The following is a 19,245-nucleotide window of genomic DNA, read 5'->3' on the forward strand; positions in this document are numbered from 1 at the left end:
TTCCGCTCGAATATCGTCCGTATTTCTTTTTAGGCAGCGATAGCTGGTGCTCACATTCATTTTATAGAGATACCTGCCTTTCGGCAAGTCAAAGTCAATCAGAGAAAAGTGGGGATTATGACATGCAGACTTTGCTGCTTTGGTTGTTCTATATTTCATCTTTTTATGCGTTCATCCCTGGACTCATTACCCGCATATTCGGGTTCCGCGTTTTTCGGAGAGGTTCCACCGAGCATGAATACGCGCTGACCTTCGACGACGGCCCCGATCCGCATTACACGCCCCAGCTGCTGGATTTGCTCAAAAAATACGATGCCAAGGCAACCTTTTTCGTTGTCGGGTCTCATGCCGAACAAAATCCGGAGCTGGTGAAACGCATGTACGACGAAGGCCATCTGATCGGGATCCATAACTACGTTCACAAGTCCAATTGGTTCATGCGGCCTGCGACCGTCACGAAACAAATTATGAAGACCGATAAGATCATCCATTCGATCACCGGCGAGCGCTCCTCGTATTACCGTCCCCCTTGGGGGATCGTCAACCTCTTCGATTTGAACAAAAAACGCAGCGGCAATTTTAAAATCGTGCTCTGGTCCGCGATGTTCGGCGACTGGAGGGAAAGGATCGGTGCCGACAAGCTGACGGAACGGATGCTTCAGAAGCTTCATCCGGGAGAAGTCCTGCTGCTTCACGATTGCGGCACGACCGCAGGGGCCAATCCCGACGCGCCGCGGCAGATGTTGATCGCGCTGGAGCGCGTGCTGGAAGAAGCCAAACGCCAAGGCCTGAAAAGCATCCGGGTGGACGACATGATCAAAGCGAAGGAAACCGCTCCGGAAAAAAGCGTCCCGCTTTCCAAACTGGTGCTCGTCAAGCTGTGGCTCGTGTGGGAAACGGTATTCCACAAAATGTTCCGGCTGAAAACCGTCAACCCGTATGATCCAATGCTGCATTACAGGGTGCGCAAATACGGCGGACAGAGAATCGAGCTTGACGATGGAATGGTCCTCGAAAAGGGAGATCAGGTCGTTGAACTTCATTTTGACAACGAAAAACTGTTCCGCTTCGGGGTAAGGTCGCGTTCACCGGTCCATCTGGCCATTCATCTGATCCGCACAATGGAAAAGGAATTTCCGGCGCTTGCCCAGTGCATTTTGGAGGATCCGAAAGCCATGGATGCCAAGGCGCTTTACGGCGTGACCATGGTCAATCGCGGGCCGGAGCAGTTCGGGTTCCGGATCGTGGATTTGAAGGACGGGCTCTTTTCAACCTCTTCACGGCTTTATTTGAAATTTTTACTTAGCGTCATTCACCCGTCCGGACAATCCCGCCTGAAGGAGCAGTCGAAGCAGCTTGTTCCGAAAATGCTGCTGATGCCGATCGGCGAATTTTTGGAGCGTTATGCCGAAAGCGGCTCGCACCGCCGCCATCATGAATCCAAACGCAGACGCGGCGAACAGCCGGAGCCAAACGAACCGAGCGATCTAAGTTTGGCAGCGGCGCAAGGGCTTGAAAGCTCGACGCCGGCCATTTAATGCATGAAACGTCAAACCCCCGCCAATGAGCCAATGGGCTCGGCGGGGGTTTTGGTTGTGCCCGGCAAAAAAAGGGGCAGCGTCTCCGGTATCAAATACCGAAGCGCTGCCCCTTGAACATGTATGAATGATTAGATTTTCATGACGCCGCCTTGGCTGGCGTTGGTTACCAGTTTGGAGTAGCGGGCCAGATAACCTGTTTTGACTTTCGGCTCGAAGCCTTTCCATTTCGAGCGGCGGGCCGCCATTTCCTCGTCGCTGATATGAAGCTCGATTTTGCGGTTGTTGAGATCGAGCTCGATGATGTCGCCGTCTTCAACGAAAGCGATCGGGCCGCCTTCGGCAGCTTCCGGAGAAATATGCCCGATGCTGATGCCGCGGGAAGCGCCGGAGAAACGTCCGTCGGTGATCAAGCCGACTTTGGCGCCAAGGCCCATGCCGACGATTTGCGAAGTAGGCGCGAGCATTTCCGGCATGCCTGGTCCGCCTTTCGGCCCTTCGTAGCGGATGACGACGACCATGCCTTCCTTGACTTTGCCGTTTGCGATGCCTTCCAGCGCCTCGTCCTGGGAATCGAAGCAGATCGCAGGACCTTTATGGTATCCGCCGACCGACGGATCCACCGCGCCGACCTTGATGATCGAACCTTCCGGTGCCAGGTTGCCGTACAATACGGCCAAACCGCCGCGCTCGGAGTAGGGCTGGTCGATCGGATGGATGACGTTTTTGTCAAGAATTTCGCAGCCGGCCACGTTTTCGGCCAGCGTTTTGCCCGTTACGGTGATGCAATCGCCGTGGAGGGCGCCCGGTTTTTTCAGAAGCTCATGCAATACCGCGCTCACGCCGCCGGCCGTATGCACGTCTTCGATGAAGTAATCGGAAGCCGGTGCCAGCTTGGAAATGTGAGGCACGCGGTTCGCCACTTCGTTGATGCGTTCCAGCGGATAGTCGATGCCTGCTTCCTGGGCCAGCGCCAACGTATGCAGCACGGTGTTGGTGGAGCCGCCCATCGCCATGTCGAGGGCAAAGGCGTTGTCGATCGCTTCCAGCGTCACGATGTCGCGCGGTTTCAGGTCCATTTTGACGAGTTCCATCAGCTGGCGTGCCGATTGTTTCACGAATTCCCTGCGTTCTTCGGCGACGGCCAGGATCGTGCCGTTGCCCGGCATGGCCAGGCCGAGCGCTTCCGCCAGGCAGTTCATGGAGTTGGCCGTGAACATGCCGGAGCAGGAGCCGCAGGTCGGACAGCCGTATTGTTCGAGCTCGAGCAGGTCGTCGTCGGAGATTTTGCCGACCTGGTGGGCGCCGACGCCTTCAAACACGGAAGTCAGCGAAAGTCTGCGGCCTTTGCTGTCCACGCCGGCTTTCATCGGACCGCCGCTGACGAAGATGGTCGGGATGTTGACGCGCAGCGCGCCCATCAGCATGCCCGGCGTGATTTTGTCGCAGTTCGGGATGCAGACCATGCCGTCGAACCAGTGGGCGGATACGACGGTTTCCAGGGAGTCGGCGATAATTTCGCGGCTTGGGAGCGAATAACGCATGCCGATATGTCCCATCGCGATGCCGTCGTCGACGCCGATGGTGTTGAATTCGAACGGAACGCCGCCGGCTTCGCGGATCGCTTCCTTCACCAGCTTGCCGAATTCCTGGAGATGCACGTGTCCCGGAACGATGTCGATATAGGAGTTGCAGACGGCGATGAACGGTTTGCCGAAATCCTCCTCTTTGACGCCGGCTGCACGCAGCAAGCTGCGGTGCGGAGCGCGGTCAAAGCCTTTTTTGATCATGTCTGAACGCATTTTTTTAGGTGCCATGGTGTCTCTTCCCCCTACTTTAGAAAAATATGACTGCTTCTCGCTTTAGCGCGGTTACTGAGAAAAGTGCCCGAATAAACGATTTATATGAGTCTATCACAAAATGAAAGCTTTTTCTAGCAGTCAATCCGAAGCCAACCGCGGCGCAGCGGCGAAAAAGGGCGAAAAAGGTATCCCCGCCCGGCAAGCCGGAAGGAAGATGCCTTTTTTTGCCGATATCCCGGCGAAACCGAGACATTTCGCTGATTTGAGGCTCGCCCGCATCAAGTTTTCCCCAAGGCGATCCGTTCCAGGCGCAAGATCCATCCCACTTGGGGTTCGATGACCCGATAAGCAGCCTTTTTAACGAAAGGTTGGGCGAGAACGCAAGCCATCAGCACGGCTCCCGCAAGGAGGACGGCGGCCCCGGCCGGATGGCGGATATAGCCGTAAAGCCCCAAAGCTGCGGCCAGTCGGACGATGATGCCATGGAGGAGAAACACGTACAGCGTACGCCTGCCCAGATCGGTGAGGCGGCCATGGCGGAACGGGATCCAGCCGAGAAATGCCGCCCCCGACGCCGATTGCAGGCCGTACAGGGCAAGCCGGTAGACGCCGGCATACCATTCTCGATGCCCCAGCTGCAGGTAAGTCTGGCTGCCGAACAGCCAGCCCTCGGGCAAGCGGAGTCCGTGGAAAGCTATGACGGCAAGCAGGGCCGCGGATAGCGCCGCGGCGGCGATTTTTTTGAGGGGCGTAACCCGGCGCTTGAATGCGGCAAACGAAAAATGATAGCCGATCACGAAAAACGGCAGGTACACGAACGTCCGGCTTATGCTTAACCAGGTCCCGTCCAGCGGCAAATAACCGACCAGGACGCCCAGGATCAAGGAGATGGAGCATTGGGCTGCGGGAGCAAACCTGCGCATCGAAAGCATGAGCAGCCGCCAGGCCATATGGCTGGCCAAAAACCAGAGCATCAGGTAGGGAACGAAAAACGAATGGCGAATGTCCGGGACCTTAAATAAGGCCGCGTCCAGAAGCGAATACAGGCTTTGAAAAATGACATACTGCAGGCCGATCTGCAGCAGCGCCTTCCGGCCTTCCGGCCCGCCAAGCCCGCCTTTGGCAAAATACCCGGTGACGAACACGAACAGGGGCATATGATAGGTATAAATCCATGAATACAGCGCATGCAGACCGTCCATTTGGCGGATCAGCGGCTCGGCGGCATTGGCGATGCAGACGGTCAGGATCAGAATGAACCGCAAATTCAGAAAATAGGTTTCCCCTTCCCGGGGCAGCGTGTTGTCCATGATGATGACTCCCTCCAGATCGTTGACACCTTAAAAGTACTACGCTTTTCGGATTATTGTCGTGATTTATTTCACATATAAAACGCTGCCATTTCCTTAAAATATGCCAACCCGATGAAGGGTTTGCGTATTGACAACCCATCCTCCTGCGCCGACAATAGGTACAGACTTGAGGATTTTGCAAAAATCCAAAAAGCGGCTTTTAATTCAGCAATCGTTAGGGCGGGCGGTTCGGTTCGTCTATATATTGCTTAACCGGCACCCTGGAGCGGACGGAAACGAATTTTGCAAAATCCCGACTTCAATAAGGAAGGGGACTATTATGCAGCAGGATACAGCATTTGCGGGGCCTGAACTGGTTACTTTCGGCGAAAGCATGGGACTCTTTACGGCACAGGATACCCGGGGATTGGAGTACGCGTCGACGCTTCACAAATCGTTCGGCGGGGCGGAAAGCAACGTGGCGATCGGGGTCGCGCGGCTGGGCCGGCGGGCAGGCTGGTTCGGGGCGCTGGGCCGCGATCCGATCGGGACGATGATACATAAAGCGATTCGCGGCGAGGGCGTCGACGTGTCGCGGGCCGTTTTTAACGGCGAGGCGCCGACGGGACTGATGATTCGCGAAAACACGGCGGGCAAGTCGTCGGTATATTATTACCGCAAAAATTCCGCGGCAAGCATGCTCCGGCCGGAGCAGCTGGACGCGGCGTACATCCAGAGCGCCAACATCCTTCACGTGACGGGCATCACGGCCGCGATCAGCCATTCGGCTTTGGCCTGCGTCGACAGAGCGATGGATCTTGCGCGGGACGCCGGGGTCAAAGTAAGCTTCGACCCGAATTTGCGGCTGAAGCTGTGGACGCTGGAGGAAGCGCGCAGCGTGCTGCTGAGGCTGGCGGAGAAGGCGGATTATTTTCTGCCCGGGCTGGACGAGCTGAAGCTGTTGTACGACACGGAGGACGATAAGGCGGTATTCGAGCGGCTTTCCCGGCTGAACGCGGTTTCCGTAATCAAGGGCGGTCCGGATTTGACCTACGTGCTTGAGGATGGTACCCTGACGGAAGTTCCGTATTTCAAAGCGGACCAGGTGCTGGACACGGTCGGGGCCGGAGACGGCTTTTGCGCGGGTTTCATCGCCGGACTTTTGAAAGGGCATTCAACGGTGGAAGCGGTGCGTCTTGGAAATTTGACCGGCTCTCTGGTCATCCAGGCCGTCGGAGATTGGGAAGCGCTGCCAACGTGGGAACAGGTCGAGGCGAAACTGGAGCGCAGGATGCACATTGAAAGGTAATCATTCCATAGACATCGTGACAGGATTTCCATATAATGAGTGAAAAGGAGCGTATGATTGTGAAAAAACTCCAAATATTACAAAAAATCATCGATAACGGCGTCGTGGCCGTGTTGCGCGGCGATTCCGCCGACCAGGTGTTTGCGATGGCCGAGGCAGCGATTGCCGGGGGCATCAAAGTGATCGAGGTGACCTTGACGGTGCCGGGCGCGCTGCAGGCGATCGAAAAGCTGAGCCGCATGTACAGCTGGAAGACGGAAGATCCGGACAAATTCGCCGTCATCGGCGCCGGCACGGTGCTCGAGCCGCAAACGGCGAGAGCCGCGATCATGTCCGGGGCCGAATTCGTGGTCGGACCGTCGCTCAACCCGGAAACCGTTAAAATATGCAATTTGTACCGCGTGCCGATCATGCCCGGCGTCATGACCATCGCCGAGGTTCAGCACGCGCTCGAGCTGGGCGTGGACATCGTGAAGCTGTTCCCGGGGAACCTGTACGAGCCGGGGATCATCAAGACGATGAAAGGACCGATGCCGCAGGCGAACTTTATGCCGACGGGCGGGGTATCGCTTTCCAACCTGAAGGATTGGATTCAAGGCGGTGCGGTGGCCGTCGGGATCGGTTCGGATTTGACGAACGAAGCCGTCAAGACGGGCAATATGGACCTGGTGCGCAGCAAAGCCGAGCAGTATATGCAAGCTTACCGCGAAGCGAAACGTTAACACGGCCCGCGGTGCCCGCGAAGGCCGCAAGCAGCGGCGACACGCCGCTTTCCATGCGGCTTCTGGCAGCCTGCCTTCCCTGGAGGAGGCAGGCTGATCATGTCTTTCGTCCGCTTTTTTGCGTCATTTTCGGGCAAAAAGGTTACCGTTGTCTAAGGACCCCGTAAGGACGGATCCGATCAAGTGTGGAGGTGCACAAAGGGTGCAAAAGATCGAAACATTGGCCTCTTGGATTGAGCAAAGCGACAACATCGTTTTTTTCGGCGGAGCGGGTACCTCGACAGAGAGCGGCATCCCCGATTTCCGCTCCGCCGCGGGATTGTACCAAACGGAGCAGCATTCCCCGTACCCGCCGGAGCAGATGCTCAGCCGTTCTTTTTTCATGAAAATGCCGGAAATCTTTTTCGACTTTTACCGCAGCAAAATGCTTCATCCCGACGCCAAACCGAACGGCTGCCATAGATTGTTGGCCAAGCTGGAGGCGCAGGGCAAGCTGAAGGCCATCGTGACGCAAAACATCGACGGCTTGCATCAGCAGGCCGGGAGCGAGGAAGTTCTGGAGCTGCACGGCTCCGTTCACCGCAATTACTGCATGGGCTGCCGCCGTTTTTTCGGGCTGGAGCAGGTGATGGCGAGCAAGCATCTGGTTCCCCGCTGCCCGTACTGCCAAGGGATCGTGAAGCCGGACGTCGTTTTGTACGAGGAGGCGCTGGACCAGCAAGTGCTGATCAGCGCCATGGACGCGATCGCGAATGCGGATTTGCTGCTGATCGGCGGAACGTCGCTGACGGTGCATCCGGCCGCCGAACTCGTTTCTTATTTTAAAGGGACCCGCTCGGTCTTGCTGAACATGGACCCGACCCCGTACGACAAAAGGGCGGATTTGATCATCAACGATAAAATCGGCGAAGTCATGGATCAGGTGGGCCGGTTGTTGGGCATTTAAGCGTTTTTTTGCCGGACGCGATGCAAAAGAGCTATGCTTTTGAAAGCAAGCGGTAATGTACCTTAATAACAGAAAGGCGGATTGCTATGGCTTACACACCAAACGAAGCACGTTATGACGAAATGATCTATAACCGTTGCGGCCGTTCGGGCCTCAAGCTTCCTGCCATCTCCCTTGGCCTCTGGCATAATTTCGGCGGGGTGAACACGTTCGAAAATGCCCGGAGTATGGTTACGCGCGCGTTTGACCTTGGCATCACCCATTTCGACCTGGCGAACAATTACGGGCCGCCGCCAGGCTCCGCGGAAGAAACGTTCGGCAAAATATTAAAGCAGGATTTGCACGGGCATCGGGACGAGCTGATCGTGTCCACGAAGGCCGGATACCATATGTGGCCCGGTCCTTACGGGGAATGGGGCTCGCGCAAATACATGCTGTCGAGCCTGGACCAGAGCTTGAAGCGGCTTGGCGTGGATTACGTGGACATCTTCTACTCCCACCGTTTCGACCCGGATACGCCGCTGGAGGAAACGATGATGGCGCTGGACCATGCCGTGCGTTCCGGCAAGGCTTTGTACGTCGGCATTTCCAATTATTCCGCTGAACAAACTGCGGAGGCCATTTCGATCCTGAAGTCTTTGGGCACCCCGCTGCTGATCCATCAGCCCAGCTATTCCATGCTGAACCGCTGGATCGAAAACGGCCTGCAGGATGTTTTGGAGGACAACGGCGTCGGCAGCATCGCTTTTACCCCGCTTCAGCAGGGCTTGCTCACGAACAAATATTTGAACGGCGTTCCGGAGGACTCCCGGGCGGCCAGCTCGTCCGTGTTCCTGAACGCGCAGGACATCACGCCGGAGGCGCTGCGCAAAATCCGCGCCTTGAACCAGCTTGCGGCTGCCCGCGGACAAAGCCTGGCACAGCTGGCGCTCGCCTGGGTGCTTCGCGGCGGGAAGGTGACGTCGGCGCTGATCGGCGCAAGCCGTGTCAGCCAAATCGAAGATAACGTGGCGGCGCTGAAAAACCTGGACTTCAGCCAAGAGGAGCTGGACCGGATCGAGGCGATACTGAAAACGGAAAACGAGTCATGAATGTAAGCAACCCGCTGCTTCCTTTAGAGGAACAGCGGGTTTTTGCATGATGGATTCCGGTCTTAACGGCGGCTTTCCGGGCCTGCGCCCGGCGAAGCGGCGATCCGGTCGCGGTAGTGGCTCGGGGAATAGCCGCAAAGCCGTTTGAATTGCCTGGAAAAATAAAGGGCGTCCGTCAATCCGACGGAAGCGGCGATTTGCTCGATCGAGAGCTCGGGGCGTTCCCGCAGGAGTTGGCGCGATTTATCGATTCTCAGCTTAAGCAAATAGGTGACGGGGGACATGCCGGTTTCCTTTTTGAAAATCCGGGAGAGATAGGCGCGATTATATCCCAAGCTTTCGCTCATCTGTTCGATGGACACGGGATGCGCGTATTGGGCCGATAAATAATGGATCATTTGCTTGACGGTGCGCCGCACCTGGGATTCGGTACCGGTCAGGCCCGTTTCGTCCGTAAGCAGGTCCTTCGCTTCGGCAAAAATCAGATACAGATGCCCCAGCGCCGCCATATCCGCGCTTTCCTTCTTGCCGTAAAACGCTTGCGAAATCCGGCGGATCGCCTCGGGGATAAAGCTTTCGCCGCCCGTTGCGAGCACCGACTGCCCTCCGGCAAACCCGGCCGACTCGACAAGCGCCTTCGCCGCGCTTCCGGAAAACGCCGTCCAGCGGTAGCGCCACGGATCTTTTGCGTCGGACGCGTAGCTGACAAGGCGCCCCGGGTGGATCAGGAAGCAGCTGCCGGCCCCCAGCTCGTACGTATGCTGCTCGGACCGGAACTGGCCGCGGCCGCTTTCGACGTAATGCAACAAATAATAATCATATATTTTAGGCCCGACCACATGCTGCGGTTTGGTTTGGCTTTCGCCGGCAAACAGCACGCGCAGCGGGCTTTGTTCATGATAAACCGGATTGGATGCGACGCTGTAGCTTTCCTGAACGGCCATGGCCGGACCTCCTTTTAGACGGTTCAATTTTTTGCGGGATTCTTCCGCTTCACATGTTATTATAGATTTCGAAGTCACAAAAATCCATAGTAAGCAAACATAATTGCATTAACAGGGATGCCTTTGTTTTTTATACTTAAACCAGAACGTCACCATAAGGAAAGGATGGGTGCATCACAAATGAACATCGAATCGCTTAAAAAGCAGTTTATCGAAAAATACGGGGAATCCGCGCAGGACATCCGCGTATTTTTGGCACCGGGCCGGGTGAACCTGATCGGGGAGCATATCGATTATAACGGAGGATACGTGATGCCTGCGGCGCTGGAATTCGGAACCACGTTGCTTGCGCGCCGGCGGGAAGACGATCACATCCGTCTGGCCACGACCAATTTTCCGTACGAAAAAGAACTGAGCCTGAGCGAAATCGGCCGGGAAAAAACGGGGGAATGGGTCGACTACGCGATTGGCGTCATGGTTGAAAATAAACAGGAGGGCTGCCCGGTTACGACGGGGTACGACCTGCTGTATCACGGCGAAATTCCGAACGGCGCCGGCCTCTCTTCGTCGGCATCGATCGAAGTGGTAACCGCTTTTGCGCTGCAAACGCTGGAGGGCTGCGATCCGGACACGGTAAGCATCTCGCTGCTGTCGCAGAGGGCGGAAAACCGATACGTCGGCGTCAACTGCGGCATTATGGACCAGTTTGCCGTGGCGAACGGAAAACGCGACCACGCCATTTTGCTGATGTGCGACACGCTGGAATACAAACATGTGCCGTTTAGGACCGGGGCATATAAAATCGTCATCGGAAATACCAACAAACGAAGAGGCCTGGTGGATTCCGCATATAACGAGCGCAGGCAGCAGTGCGAGACGGCACTCGGGATTTTGAAGCAGCAAGCAGGCGGGCTCGAGTATTTGGCGGGGCTTACGCCGGAGCGGTTCGAAACGCTCAAAAACGGCATCGCCGATGAGACGGTGAGACGTCGGGCGCAGCATGTCGTGGAGGAAAACCAGCGGGTGCTGGATTCGGTGGAGGCGCTCAAAAACAACGATTTGCAGCGGTTCGGCGAACTGATGAACGCGTCGCATGATTCGCTCCGGGATTTATACGAGGTCAGCTGCGAAGAGCTGGACGTCATGGTGGAAGAGGCGCGGCGCATTCCCGGAACGCTCGGGGCGCGGATGACCGGCGCCGGATTCGGCGGATGCACGGTATCCCTGGTCCATGAGGATGACGTGGAAACGTTTGTGAGGCAGGTGGGCCAAGCCTATGAACAACGTACGGGCCTGAAGGCGGAGTTTTACGTTTGCGGTACGGGCGACGGCGTAAAAGAACTGAAGGAGGACAAATAAGATGGCGATTCTTGTAACGGGTGGAGCGGGGTATATCGGCTCCCATACGGTAGCGGCGCTTTTGGAACGCGGCGAGGAAGTGGTCGTGCTCGACAACTTGCAGACGGGGCACCGCGGGGCGCTGCTCGGCGGCAAGCTGTATGAAGGCGACTTGCGCGATAAGGAGCTCCTTGCGAAATGTTTCGCCGAAAACGACATCGACGCGGTCATCCATTTTGCGGCCAATTCGCTTGTCGGGGAAAGCATGCAGAAACCGGTGAAATATTACGATAACAACGTGTACGGGACGTTGTGCTTGCTGGAGGCGATGGATGCCGCAGACGTCCGCCGCATCGTGTTTTCTTCGACCGCAGCGACCTACGGCGAGCCGGAACGGGTGCCGATTCAGGAAAACGACCGGACGCAGCCGACTAACGTGTACGGCGAAACGAAGCTGATGATGGAACGGATGATGTCGTGGTTCGACCAGGTGCTTGGCATCAAATACGTCGCTTTGCGTTATTTTAACGCGGCAGGCGCGCATGACAGCGGCAAAATCGGCGAAGACCACCGTCCGGAAAGCCATCTGGTTCCGCTCGTGCTGCAAACGGCGCTGAAGCAGCGCGAAAGCATCGCCGTGTTCGGGGACGATTACCCGACGGAGGACGGCACCTGCATCCGCGACTACATTCATGTGAGCGATTTGGCCGACGCCCATCTGCTCGCGGTCGATTACCTTCGCAAAGGGGAAAGCAGCAACGTGTTCAACCTGGGCATCGGCACAGGTTTTTCGGTGAAGGAAGTGATCGAAACGGCGAAAAAGGTGACGGGCCTCGACATTCCGGTCGTCATGCAGCCGCGCCGCGCCGGGGACCCGGCCGTTCTGGTCGCATCCTCGCAAAAGGCGAGGGAAGTGCTGGGCTGGAACCCGAAACGGGAAAAGCTGGAGGAGATCATTCAAAGCGCCTGGAACTGGCACCAAAGCCGTCCGAACGGCTATGGCGAGGAATAAGGAGGCACGGCGGTGAACATGAACGAAGCAAACGGAACAACGGAACAACAACAGGCGCTCGTAGCGATCGAACAGCTTGTCCGCTTTGCGCTCGAACGCCGGCTCCTTGAGCCGCTCGACGAAGATTACGGCCGCAATCTGCTGCTGGAGCTGTTCGGCTTCAGCGAGCCGTACCTCGGGGACGACAAGCCGGAGCCGATTCAAGGCCCGCAGCCGGCGCTGGACGTCCTGATCGGCTACGGCGTCCGCATCGGGCTTATTCCTGAGGACACGGACACGTACCGGGATCTGCTTGATGCTAAAATTATGGGCTGCCTCATGCCGCGGCCTTCCGAAGTTACCCGGGAATTTTTGAAGCTGAAGGAAACGGAAGGGATCGAAGCGGCGACTAGCCGGTTCTACGAACTGTCGGTGGATGCCAATTATATCCGCATGGACCGCGTGAACAAAAACGTTTATTGGCGGCATGAATCGGGGTACGGCGACATCGAAATCACGATCAACTTGTCCAAACCGGAAAAAAGCCCGAAGGAAATCGCCATGGCGAAGCTGCTGCCGCCTCCGGTGTATCCGAAATGCCAGCTGTGCCGCGAAAACGTCGGTTATGCCGGCAGGGTCAATCACCCGGCCCGCCAAAACCTGCGCGTCATTCCGCTTGAACTAAACGGCGAGCCCTGGTTTTTCCAATATTCTCCGTACGTATACTATAACGAGCACTGCATCGTGTTCCATCGCGACCATGTGCCGATGAAGCTGACGAAGGACACGTTCCGCCGGTTGCTCGCTTTCGTGGACGAATATCCGCATTATTTTATCGGCTCCAATGCCGATCTGCCGATCGTTGGCGGTTCGATCCTGACGCATGACCATTTCCAAGGGGGACGCCATACCTTCCCGATCCAAAACGCGCCGAAGGAAGCGGTTTTTGCGCATCCTGATTATGACGGCATCACGGTCAGCATCGTCAAATGGCCGATGTCCGTGCTGCGCCTGACCGGAAAAGACCGCGGCGTGCTGCTGGAGCTGGCCGACATGGTGTATGAATCGTGGAAACGGTACAGCGATCCGGCGGCGGATATTTTGGCTTTCAGCGAAGAAGGCGGGAAGCAGGTGCCGCATAACACGGTGACTCCGATCGTGCGCCGGACGCCGGGCGGGGAATACGAGATGGACCTCGTGCTGCGCAACAACCGGACCAGCGAACAATTCCCGGCCGGGATATTCCACCCGCACGAGGAAATGCACCACATCAAAAAAGAAAACATCGGTTTGATCGAAGTGATGGGGCTGGCGATTTTGCCGGGACGACTGAAGGAAGAACTCGATTTGACGGCCGACATCCTTGCCGGGGACGAAGCGCTTTTCAAGGCCGTGAATGAGCAGGAAGACCATCCTTTACGTTTGCATAAGCCATGGATCGAGCAAATGGCGGCGAAATACGGCATCGGCCGCAGCAAGGAAGAAGCCTGGAAGCTGGTGCAGTCCGAGGTCGGGGACATTTTCGTCGAAATATTGGGCCATGCCGGAGTGTACAAAAGAACCGAAGCCGGGAAGGAAGCGTTTTTCCGGTTCGTGTCCCATCTGGGTTGCACGACGGTTCAATAAATCCGGGCCGTTTGGGGCATGCTGAATCCGTGCCGAAAAATTTCTGAAGCGATTCATCAAAAAAACGGGTCAAACCGCCTAAATCCTCGTATTCGGGGCTGGGCGGTTTGTTTTTTTTCGGAAGAGAGAGGTATAATAAACAAGCACAATCATTTTGACCCGGGAGGCGAATTTGCTGTGAATGCATTTGAATTCCATAATCCGACCAAGCTGATCTTTGGCAAAGGAAAGCTTGATACATTAAAAAGAGAAGTTCCGAAATACGGCAAAAACGTCCTGCTTGTATACGGCGGCGGCAGCATCAAACGCAGCGGCTTGTACGACGACGTGCATGCGCTGCTGAAGGAAATCGGTGCCGAAGTGACCGAGCTGAGCGGCGTGGAGCCGAACCCGCGTTTGGCGACGGTTCATAAAGGCGTGGATTTGTGCCGCGAGCATGGCATCGACCTGATTTTGGCCGTCGGCGGAGGCAGCGTCATCGACTGCGCGAAGGCGATTGCGGTCGGCGCCAAATACGACGGGGACATGTGGGATTTCGTCGAGCGCAAGGCGGTTCCGCAGGATGCGCTTCCGCTCGGCACCGTATTGACGATTGCGGCGACCGGTTCGGAAATGAACGGCGGCTCCGTCATTACGAACGAGAAAACTCAGGAGAAAATGGGCTGGGGCAGCCCGCACGCGTATCCCGCGTTTTCGATTTTGGATCCTGTGAACACCTTTACGCTGCCAAAAGACCAAACGGTCTACGGCATGGTCGATATGATGTCGCACGTGCTGGAGCATTATTTCCATACGGAAACGAACACGCCGGTACAGGACGGCTTCTGCGAAACGATTTTGCGCACGGTCATCGACACGGCTCCGCGCCTGATCAACGACCTGCAAAATTACGAGGACCGCGCTACGATCATGTACTGCGGCACGATGGCGCTGAACGGCATTTTGAACATGGGGTATGCCGGCGACTGGGCGACCCACAACATCGAACACGCCGTCTCGGCCGTTTACGACATTCCGCACGGCGGCGGGCTGGCGATTTTGTTCCCGAACTGGATGAAATACAACCTTCATGCCAATCCAAGCCGGTTCAAACAGCTTGCCGTCAACGTCTTCCATATCGATCCGTCGGGCAAAAGCGATGAAGAGGTCGGGCTGGAAGGCATTCAGGCGCTGCGCGATTTCTGGAGCTCCATCGGTGCGCCGAGCCGGCTCGCGGACTACGGCATCGACGACAGCCAAATCGAGGTCATGGCCGAAAAAACGGTCCGTTTCGGGCCATTCGGCAAGTTCAGAACGCTCAATAAAGAAGATGTCGTTGAAATTTACAAGCTGTCGCTGTAATCGCTAAAGGGACAGCCTCATTTTTAAGTCCATTTCAAGAAACGCGAATGACCCGCAAGAAGAACGCATGCTATGCGATTTCTTGCGGGTCATTTTTTACGTCGATCGTATTTTTCTTCGGCATCTGATGCGGACATACAGGCAATTACAAGCCCCTTGCCGGCTGATGGACACCGGCAAGGGGCTTGTAGAAATGCTGTCTGGGCTTAAACCGTCAAATCGAGGAAGAATCCGGCTTCTCGTCTTGGGTGCTGCCGGAGTCGCTTGGCGCCGGCGCGCCGTTACCAGCCGAATTCCCTTGGCCCCGGAATCCGCCCGGGCGACCTTGCCCGCGGCCGCCGCCGAAACCGCCGCCTCCGGTGGTCACGCCCGATTCGTTGACGTACGTGACCGCTTCGCCGAGCTTGAAGCTGACGATTTTCGTTCCGCCGGTCAGCTTGCCCTGGGCGTAAAGGCCGTCCTTCGCCGTAGCGCTGGATTGGCCGCCCGTATAGAAGGCGTACGTGTCGCCGGACTTCAGGTCCGGCGTGGAAATCACGATGGACTGAATGTCTTTCGCCGGAGCAAAGCTCAGCATCGGCGTTCCTTTGCCGTCGGTCAAAGTCACCAGCGTGCCGGCCTTCACCGTGCCCGGGAACGTCATGAGCACCGAACGCTGCGACGAAGATTCCGACGGAGCCTGGGCCATTCCGGCGCTTCCCGCGGCAACCAGCAGGCCGCCGGACTGCTCGAACGTGCCGTCATAGTCGAGGGCGCCGTTGCCGTTAGATGCCGGGCCGTTCACCAGCACCGTGCCGCCGGTCATCGTGATGGAGCCGTTGGCGTCGAGGCCGTCGCCGCCCGCGTCCACGGTCAGGTAAGCGCCGCTGATCGTCAGTTTTGCGGTGCCGGCGCTGCCGCCAGGTCCGCCGGGCATGTCTTGGCCTGCCGGCGGCTGCGGCGGCGTGCCTGCGGCGCTATCCGTGTTCTGGCTTCCGCTCTGCGAGGAAGTGCCGGCAGGAGCCTGATCGCCGCTCTGCGCCGAATCGCCGGCCGGCGGCTGGCCCGGCATGCCTTCCGGCCGCTGGCCGCCAAACATGCGGCCCGGTCCTTCCGAGCTGCCGCTTCCGTCGGAAGCGTTGACGCCGTCATCGCTGGCCACGACGCGCACTTCGCCGCCGGAGAGGGTGATGTCCGCGGCTTCGATGCCTTCGTAGCTTTCCTTGATGTTCACTTTTCCGCCGGAAACGACGATCGATACGTCGGCATGGATGCCGTCATCGCCGGTGGCAAGATCCAAATCGCCGCCCGAAATCAAGATGCTGCCGTTGCTGTGCACCGTATCGTCGGCCGAATCGATGTTGAACGTTCCGCCCGACACCGCAATGCCAGCCTCGGCCTTGAGCCCTTTCATGCTGGCGGATTCGCTCTCCTCATCCGCCGTCTGGGCTGCTTCCGTTCCGGCTGAGGCACTGCCGTCCTTGTTGGCGGCATTTTCATTCGCTTGGGACGCGGAACCGCTGCTTGAGGCAGACGGCTTGCCGCTATTCGTAGCGCCTGCTGCCGCATCTCCGCTGTCCTTGCCTTGAGCCTCGGCCTTTTCGCCTTGCGCTTCGGGCTCCGTCCGTCCACCGAAGTCCGGGCGTCCCATCGGCATTTCTTCCTCGTGCGGCTCGGCGTTCGCGCTGCCTCCTCCGGTTACCACGTCGTAGGTGCCCCCGTCGATCAGGAGCGAAGCGGCCGCCTGAAATCCGTCGCTGCCGGCTTCGATGCGGAAGGTTCCGTCCTCGATAAGCAGGTAACCCTTGTTCTTGTCGCCGTCATAGGTCGTCTTGAAGCCGTCGCCGCCGGCATTGACGTAAATGCTTCCGCCCTTGACCGCAGCCAGGTCGCGGCCGATGATTCCGTCGTCGGCGGCGTTGACGCTCAGCGTGCCGCCGACGATTTTGAGATCGTCCTTGCTCGTGATGCCGTCTTTATAATTTCCCTGCACGGTCAGCTGCCCCGTGCCGTTGATCGTCAGATCGTCCTGGCTGAACAGCGCCGCCGTCGGGGCATCTTCCGACGAATCCGCATACTTGGTTCCGTCGGACAAGGTGTTTTCCGTTCCTTTGGCCAGCGTCACCACCGTTTTCCCGGCCTTTTTGACCTGGATCGCCGGACCGTCCGGGCTCGCGATATGTGCTCCGTTCAGCACCAGGCGCACGACATCGTCTTCGCCAGCGTCAACCGCGATGCTGCCTCCGGTCAACTTACCGCTTACTACGTAAGTTCCGGCCGAGGAGATCGTAATCTTGCCGCCGCTCGCCTTTGCGCCCGCTCCGTCAACGGCCGCGCTGGCGCCGTTCAGCGTCACCTTCGTGGCCTTGCTCTCCTCCCAGTCCACGGTCGTATCGTCGCCGTCATATTGGACAAGATCTTTTATTTTCAGGCTCGCCAGCTGGGCATTGGCCTTGCTTGCATCCACGGCTGCTTCCGCCGCTGCCGTGTCCGTTGATGTGCCGTCCGTCGCCGCCTTCGTGCCCGCGGCACTGGTCGTGCAGCCGGAGGCCAGCATGGCGGACAGGATCAGAATTGCCGCAAATTTCGTTTTATAGGATGGTTTCATGGTTCGACCTCTTTTCAATTTAATATTCCTGCATCGCAGGGTTCATCGTCAGCGTAATGTCCAAGTTGCCGTTTCGGGTCCGGATGGCGTCCAAAAATTCCTTCTGGTTCGTCTGCGGCCCCATTTTTATCGAATACACCACCTCATACAAACTTCCGAGCTCGGCCGTTTTGACTTTTCTCAGCTCATACTCGACGTGGTGCCTGCGGAATACCTCTTCAAACGCTTCTTCGTAACCGAGATTTTCCGGGATGGTGATTTTGAGCGTTTTCGGATGATCCTTTCTTGTGCCGAACTTGGCTTTGCCCAGCCCATACATCAGCAAGCAAAGAATGATAGTAAACAAAACGGCGTAACCGAATGCCCCGACCCCGGCGGACAGCCCGGCCGCCATCGAAAACAACACGTAGGATATGTCCTTGGCATCCCCCGGCGCGCTTCGGAACCGAATGATGGAGAAGGCCCCCGCCAGGCTGAACGCCCGGGCGATGTTGCTGCCGATCAGCATGATGATGATCGCCACGATCGCCGGCAGGATGACCATCGTCAGCGTGAAGCTTTGCGAAAAAGCAGGCTGGGTTTTCATGTACGTAAAGCTGATGATGGCGCCCAGGACAATGGCGACGGCCAAGGTCAAAAGCGCGCGGGGTAACGATAGAGCGGTGTCCGCGGCGGACGCGTTCAAAATGGAATCGATCATAAAACAACTCTCTCCCTTTCCACGACTTGCGCATTTGCGTTTCGAATCGATTTTTTGTACTCATTCCCGTATTTGGAAAAGCTGGTGCGGTACAATCGGTGCTCGGACAGCATTTTGGACAGCCACACCGGCACCGTTTTTTCGGCTTTGACTTCCATCAGCCATTGGCCCCGTTCCAGCAGCGGGTCGCCGTAATCGCCGGCTTCCAATCGAAGGTCATGGCGGCGCGAGCGGATGTGGGTATCGAAAGTGATCCGCAGATCCCGGTTGCCCTTGCAGAACAAGGCGATGCGGTCGTACGCCAGATAGACCATCGGCTGCAGCTCGTACCTGCTCAAAAAATATTCGATTTCGCCGATGACCTGCTTGTTCATGCCTTTCCGGAAGGCGGGCGGGGTGCCCGTCCGGACGAATTCGTAGGCTTCGCTCAGCTTGAGGGCGGTCCTTCTTTTGTTCACCAGGCCGAACACTTTTTTCTTCAGCTCCAAATAGACCTTGGCATCGCTGCCCGGCACGCCGTACGACCGGATCCGCAGCTTTTCCCTGTATTTGGGCTTGGCCAAACTGGTACGGATGAGTGTGTGATGTTCGGTGTCGTAATACAGGTTGCTGATGGTGTAAAACTTGTTGTCCTTGTTGTTTTCATCCGGTTCCATATAAGCCATCAGGTCGTTGTAAATGTTGTAAAAAGCTTTGGTGTCCATCAGGTACTTGTTTTCGTACCGGTTAAAAACTTCAATCGCCATCGTCATTTCGCTCCTTTCGTCAGTAACGCCTCGCGGGGCATCGCCCTTTCATGTCTGTAGCTTAACGGCACAACCTTTAACGAAACTTAAACACGGCGATAACATTCCGTTTACACAGCGAAAATATAACGTTTGCCACTAACGGCGGGGGATCGGGAAAGACCCGGAGGAAGAAGACGTTTAGCGAACCGCCATCCGCAGCGGAACGAAGGTTCTTGGGCCGGAGCATTTTGCGCTTATTAAGGTTGGTTAAAGGTTCGTTCCTTATCGTA

The 19,245-nt window shown here is 57.1% G+C and carries 15 protein-coding genes; 9 read left to right on the forward strand and 6 right to left on the reverse strand.

What is annotated here, in order from left to right:
* Nucleotides 1-122 precede the first annotated feature (122 nt).
* A complete protein-coding gene (locus tag MKY58_RS06670) occupies nucleotides 123-1,538 on the forward strand; it encodes a polysaccharide deacetylase family protein (protein WP_339323935.1) in 1,416 nt (471 codons plus the stop codon).
* Nucleotides 1,539-1,669: 131 nt separating this feature from the next.
* Here the strand turns inward: MKY58_RS06670 and ilvD are convergent, their stop codons facing one another.
* On the reverse strand, nucleotides 1,670-3,355 hold the full coding sequence (gene ilvD / locus MKY58_RS06675; RefSeq protein WP_339323936.1) for a dihydroxy-acid dehydratase: 1,686 nt from the start codon (nucleotides 3,353-3,355) through the stop codon (nucleotides 1,670-1,672).
* A 263-nt stretch (nucleotides 3,356-3,618) separates the two neighbouring features.
* The gene (locus tag MKY58_RS06680; protein ID WP_339323937.1) at nucleotides 3,619-4,650 is read right to left on the reverse strand and encodes an acyltransferase family protein; all 1,032 of its coding nucleotides are present in this window, start codon (nucleotides 4,648-4,650) and stop codon (nucleotides 3,619-3,621) included.
* A gap of 322 nt (nucleotides 4,651-4,972) precedes the next feature.
* Here MKY58_RS06680 and MKY58_RS06685 point away from each other — a divergent pair, with 322 nt between their 5' ends.
* The 4 genes from MKY58_RS06685 (at nucleotide 4,973) to mgrA (ending at nucleotide 8,700) form a co-directional block, all read left to right on the forward strand.
* The gene (locus MKY58_RS06685; protein ID WP_339323938.1) at nucleotides 4,973-5,941 is read left to right on the forward strand and encodes a sugar kinase; all 969 of its coding nucleotides are present in this window, start codon (nucleotides 4,973-4,975) and stop codon (nucleotides 5,939-5,941) included.
* A gap of 59 nt (nucleotides 5,942-6,000) precedes the next feature.
* Nucleotides 6,001-6,663 carry a bifunctional 2-keto-4-hydroxyglutarate aldolase/2-keto-3-deoxy-6-phosphogluconate aldolase gene (locus MKY58_RS06690; protein ID WP_036711292.1) on the forward strand — a complete coding sequence of 221 codons (663 nt, stop codon included), beginning with the start codon at nucleotides 6,001-6,003 and terminating at the stop codon, nucleotides 6,661-6,663.
* Nucleotides 6,664-6,865: 202 nt separating this feature from the next.
* On the forward strand, nucleotides 6,866-7,609 hold the full coding sequence (locus tag MKY58_RS06695) for an NAD-dependent protein deacylase (protein ID WP_036711296.1): 744 nt from the start codon (nucleotides 6,866-6,868) through the stop codon (nucleotides 7,607-7,609).
* 86 nt (nucleotides 7,610-7,695) lie between these two features.
* Nucleotides 7,696-8,700 carry an L-glyceraldehyde 3-phosphate reductase gene (gene mgrA, locus MKY58_RS06700; RefSeq protein ID WP_339323939.1) on the forward strand — a complete coding sequence of 335 codons (1,005 nt, stop codon included), beginning with the start codon at nucleotides 7,696-7,698 and terminating at the stop codon, nucleotides 8,698-8,700.
* Between the two features lie 62 nt (nucleotides 8,701-8,762).
* On the opposite strand, the gene MKY58_RS06705 is transcribed toward mgrA, so the two are convergent.
* Nucleotides 8,763-9,644: an AraC family transcriptional regulator gene (locus tag MKY58_RS06705; protein WP_212947403.1), complete on the reverse strand. Its 882-nt coding sequence runs from the start codon at nucleotides 9,642-9,644 to the stop codon at nucleotides 8,763-8,765.
* 180 nt (nucleotides 9,645-9,824) lie between these two features.
* Between MKY58_RS06705 and MKY58_RS06710 the strand changes: the two genes are divergently transcribed.
* From MKY58_RS06710 to MKY58_RS06725, 4 genes are all read left to right on the forward strand, one after another.
* Nucleotides 9,825-11,003 carry a galactokinase gene (locus tag MKY58_RS06710; protein WP_339323940.1) on the forward strand — a complete coding sequence of 393 codons (1,179 nt, stop codon included), beginning with the start codon at nucleotides 9,825-9,827 and terminating at the stop codon, nucleotides 11,001-11,003.
* Nucleotide 11,004: 1 nt separating this feature from the next.
* Nucleotides 11,005-11,994: a UDP-glucose 4-epimerase GalE gene (gene galE, locus MKY58_RS06715; protein WP_339323941.1), complete on the forward strand. Its 990-nt coding sequence runs from the start codon at nucleotides 11,005-11,007 to the stop codon at nucleotides 11,992-11,994.
* Between the two features lie 18 nt (nucleotides 11,995-12,012).
* On the forward strand, nucleotides 12,013-13,599 hold the full coding sequence (locus tag MKY58_RS06720; protein WP_339325071.1) for a UDP-glucose--hexose-1-phosphate uridylyltransferase: 1,587 nt from the start codon (nucleotides 12,013-12,015) through the stop codon (nucleotides 13,597-13,599).
* Between the two features lie 177 nt (nucleotides 13,600-13,776).
* The gene (locus MKY58_RS06725; RefSeq protein ID WP_339323942.1) at nucleotides 13,777-14,940 is read left to right on the forward strand and encodes an iron-containing alcohol dehydrogenase; all 1,164 of its coding nucleotides are present in this window, start codon (nucleotides 13,777-13,779) and stop codon (nucleotides 14,938-14,940) included.
* A gap of 214 nt (nucleotides 14,941-15,154) precedes the next feature.
* Here MKY58_RS06725 and MKY58_RS06730 read toward each other — a convergent pair whose 3' ends face one another.
* Genes MKY58_RS06730 through MKY58_RS06740 form a run of 3 tightly spaced genes read right to left on the reverse strand, consistent with a single transcriptional unit; the run spans nucleotide 15,155 to nucleotide 18,973 of the window.
* Nucleotides 15,155-17,527 carry a carbohydrate-binding domain-containing protein gene (locus MKY58_RS06730; RefSeq protein WP_339323943.1) on the reverse strand — a complete coding sequence of 791 codons (2,373 nt, stop codon included), beginning with the start codon at nucleotides 17,525-17,527 and terminating at the stop codon, nucleotides 15,155-15,157.
* 19 nt (nucleotides 17,528-17,546) lie between these two features.
* On the reverse strand, nucleotides 17,547-18,227 hold the full coding sequence (locus MKY58_RS06735) for a DUF4956 domain-containing protein (RefSeq protein WP_339323944.1): 681 nt from the start codon (nucleotides 18,225-18,227) through the stop codon (nucleotides 17,547-17,549).
* Nucleotides 18,224-18,973: a polyphosphate polymerase domain-containing protein gene (locus tag MKY58_RS06740; protein ID WP_339323945.1), complete on the reverse strand. Its 750-nt coding sequence runs from the start codon at nucleotides 18,971-18,973 to the stop codon at nucleotides 18,224-18,226. The genes MKY58_RS06735 and MKY58_RS06740 overlap by 4 nt, the downstream gene beginning before the upstream one ends.
* Nucleotides 18,974-19,245 lie beyond the last annotated feature (272 nt).

Source organism: Paenibacillus sp. FSL W8-0194 (assembly GCF_037969745.1).
In the GTDB taxonomy this organism is placed as follows: Bacteria; Bacillota; Bacilli; order Paenibacillales; family Paenibacillaceae; genus Paenibacillus_AQ; species Paenibacillus_AQ cookii.

Coding starts and splice junctions, on each gene's coding strand:
- MKY58_RS06670 (WP_339323935.1), top strand. CDS start 123: ATGCAGACTTTGCTGCTTTGGTTGTTCTATATTTCATCTTTTTATGCG.
- ilvD (WP_339323936.1), bottom strand. CDS start 3,355: ATGGCACCTAAAAAAATGCGTTCAGACATGATCAAAAAAGGCTTTGAC.
- MKY58_RS06680 (WP_339323937.1), bottom strand. CDS start 4,650: ATGGACAACACGCTGCCCCGGGAAGGGGAAACCTATTTTCTGAATTTG.
- MKY58_RS06685 (WP_339323938.1), top strand. CDS start 4,973: ATGCAGCAGGATACAGCATTTGCGGGGCCTGAACTGGTTACTTTCGGC.
- mgrA (WP_339323939.1), top strand. CDS start 7,696: ATGGCTTACACACCAAACGAAGCACGTTATGACGAAATGATCTATAAC.
- MKY58_RS06705 (WP_212947403.1), bottom strand. CDS start 9,644: ATGGCCGTTCAGGAAAGCTACAGCGTCGCATCCAATCCGGTTTATCAT.
- MKY58_RS06710 (WP_339323940.1), top strand. CDS start 9,825: ATGAACATCGAATCGCTTAAAAAGCAGTTTATCGAAAAATACGGGGAA.
- galE (WP_339323941.1), top strand. CDS start 11,005: ATGGCGATTCTTGTAACGGGTGGAGCGGGGTATATCGGCTCCCATACG.
- MKY58_RS06720 (WP_339325071.1), top strand. CDS start 12,013: ATGAACGAAGCAAACGGAACAACGGAACAACAACAGGCGCTCGTAGCG.
- MKY58_RS06730 (WP_339323943.1), bottom strand. CDS start 17,527: ATGAAACCATCCTATAAAACGAAATTTGCGGCAATTCTGATCCTGTCC.
- MKY58_RS06735 (WP_339323944.1), bottom strand. CDS start 18,227: ATGATCGATTCCATTTTGAACGCGTCCGCCGCGGACACCGCTCTATCG.
- MKY58_RS06740 (WP_339323945.1), bottom strand. CDS start 18,973: ATGGCGATTGAAGTTTTTAACCGGTACGAAAACAAGTACCTGATGGAC.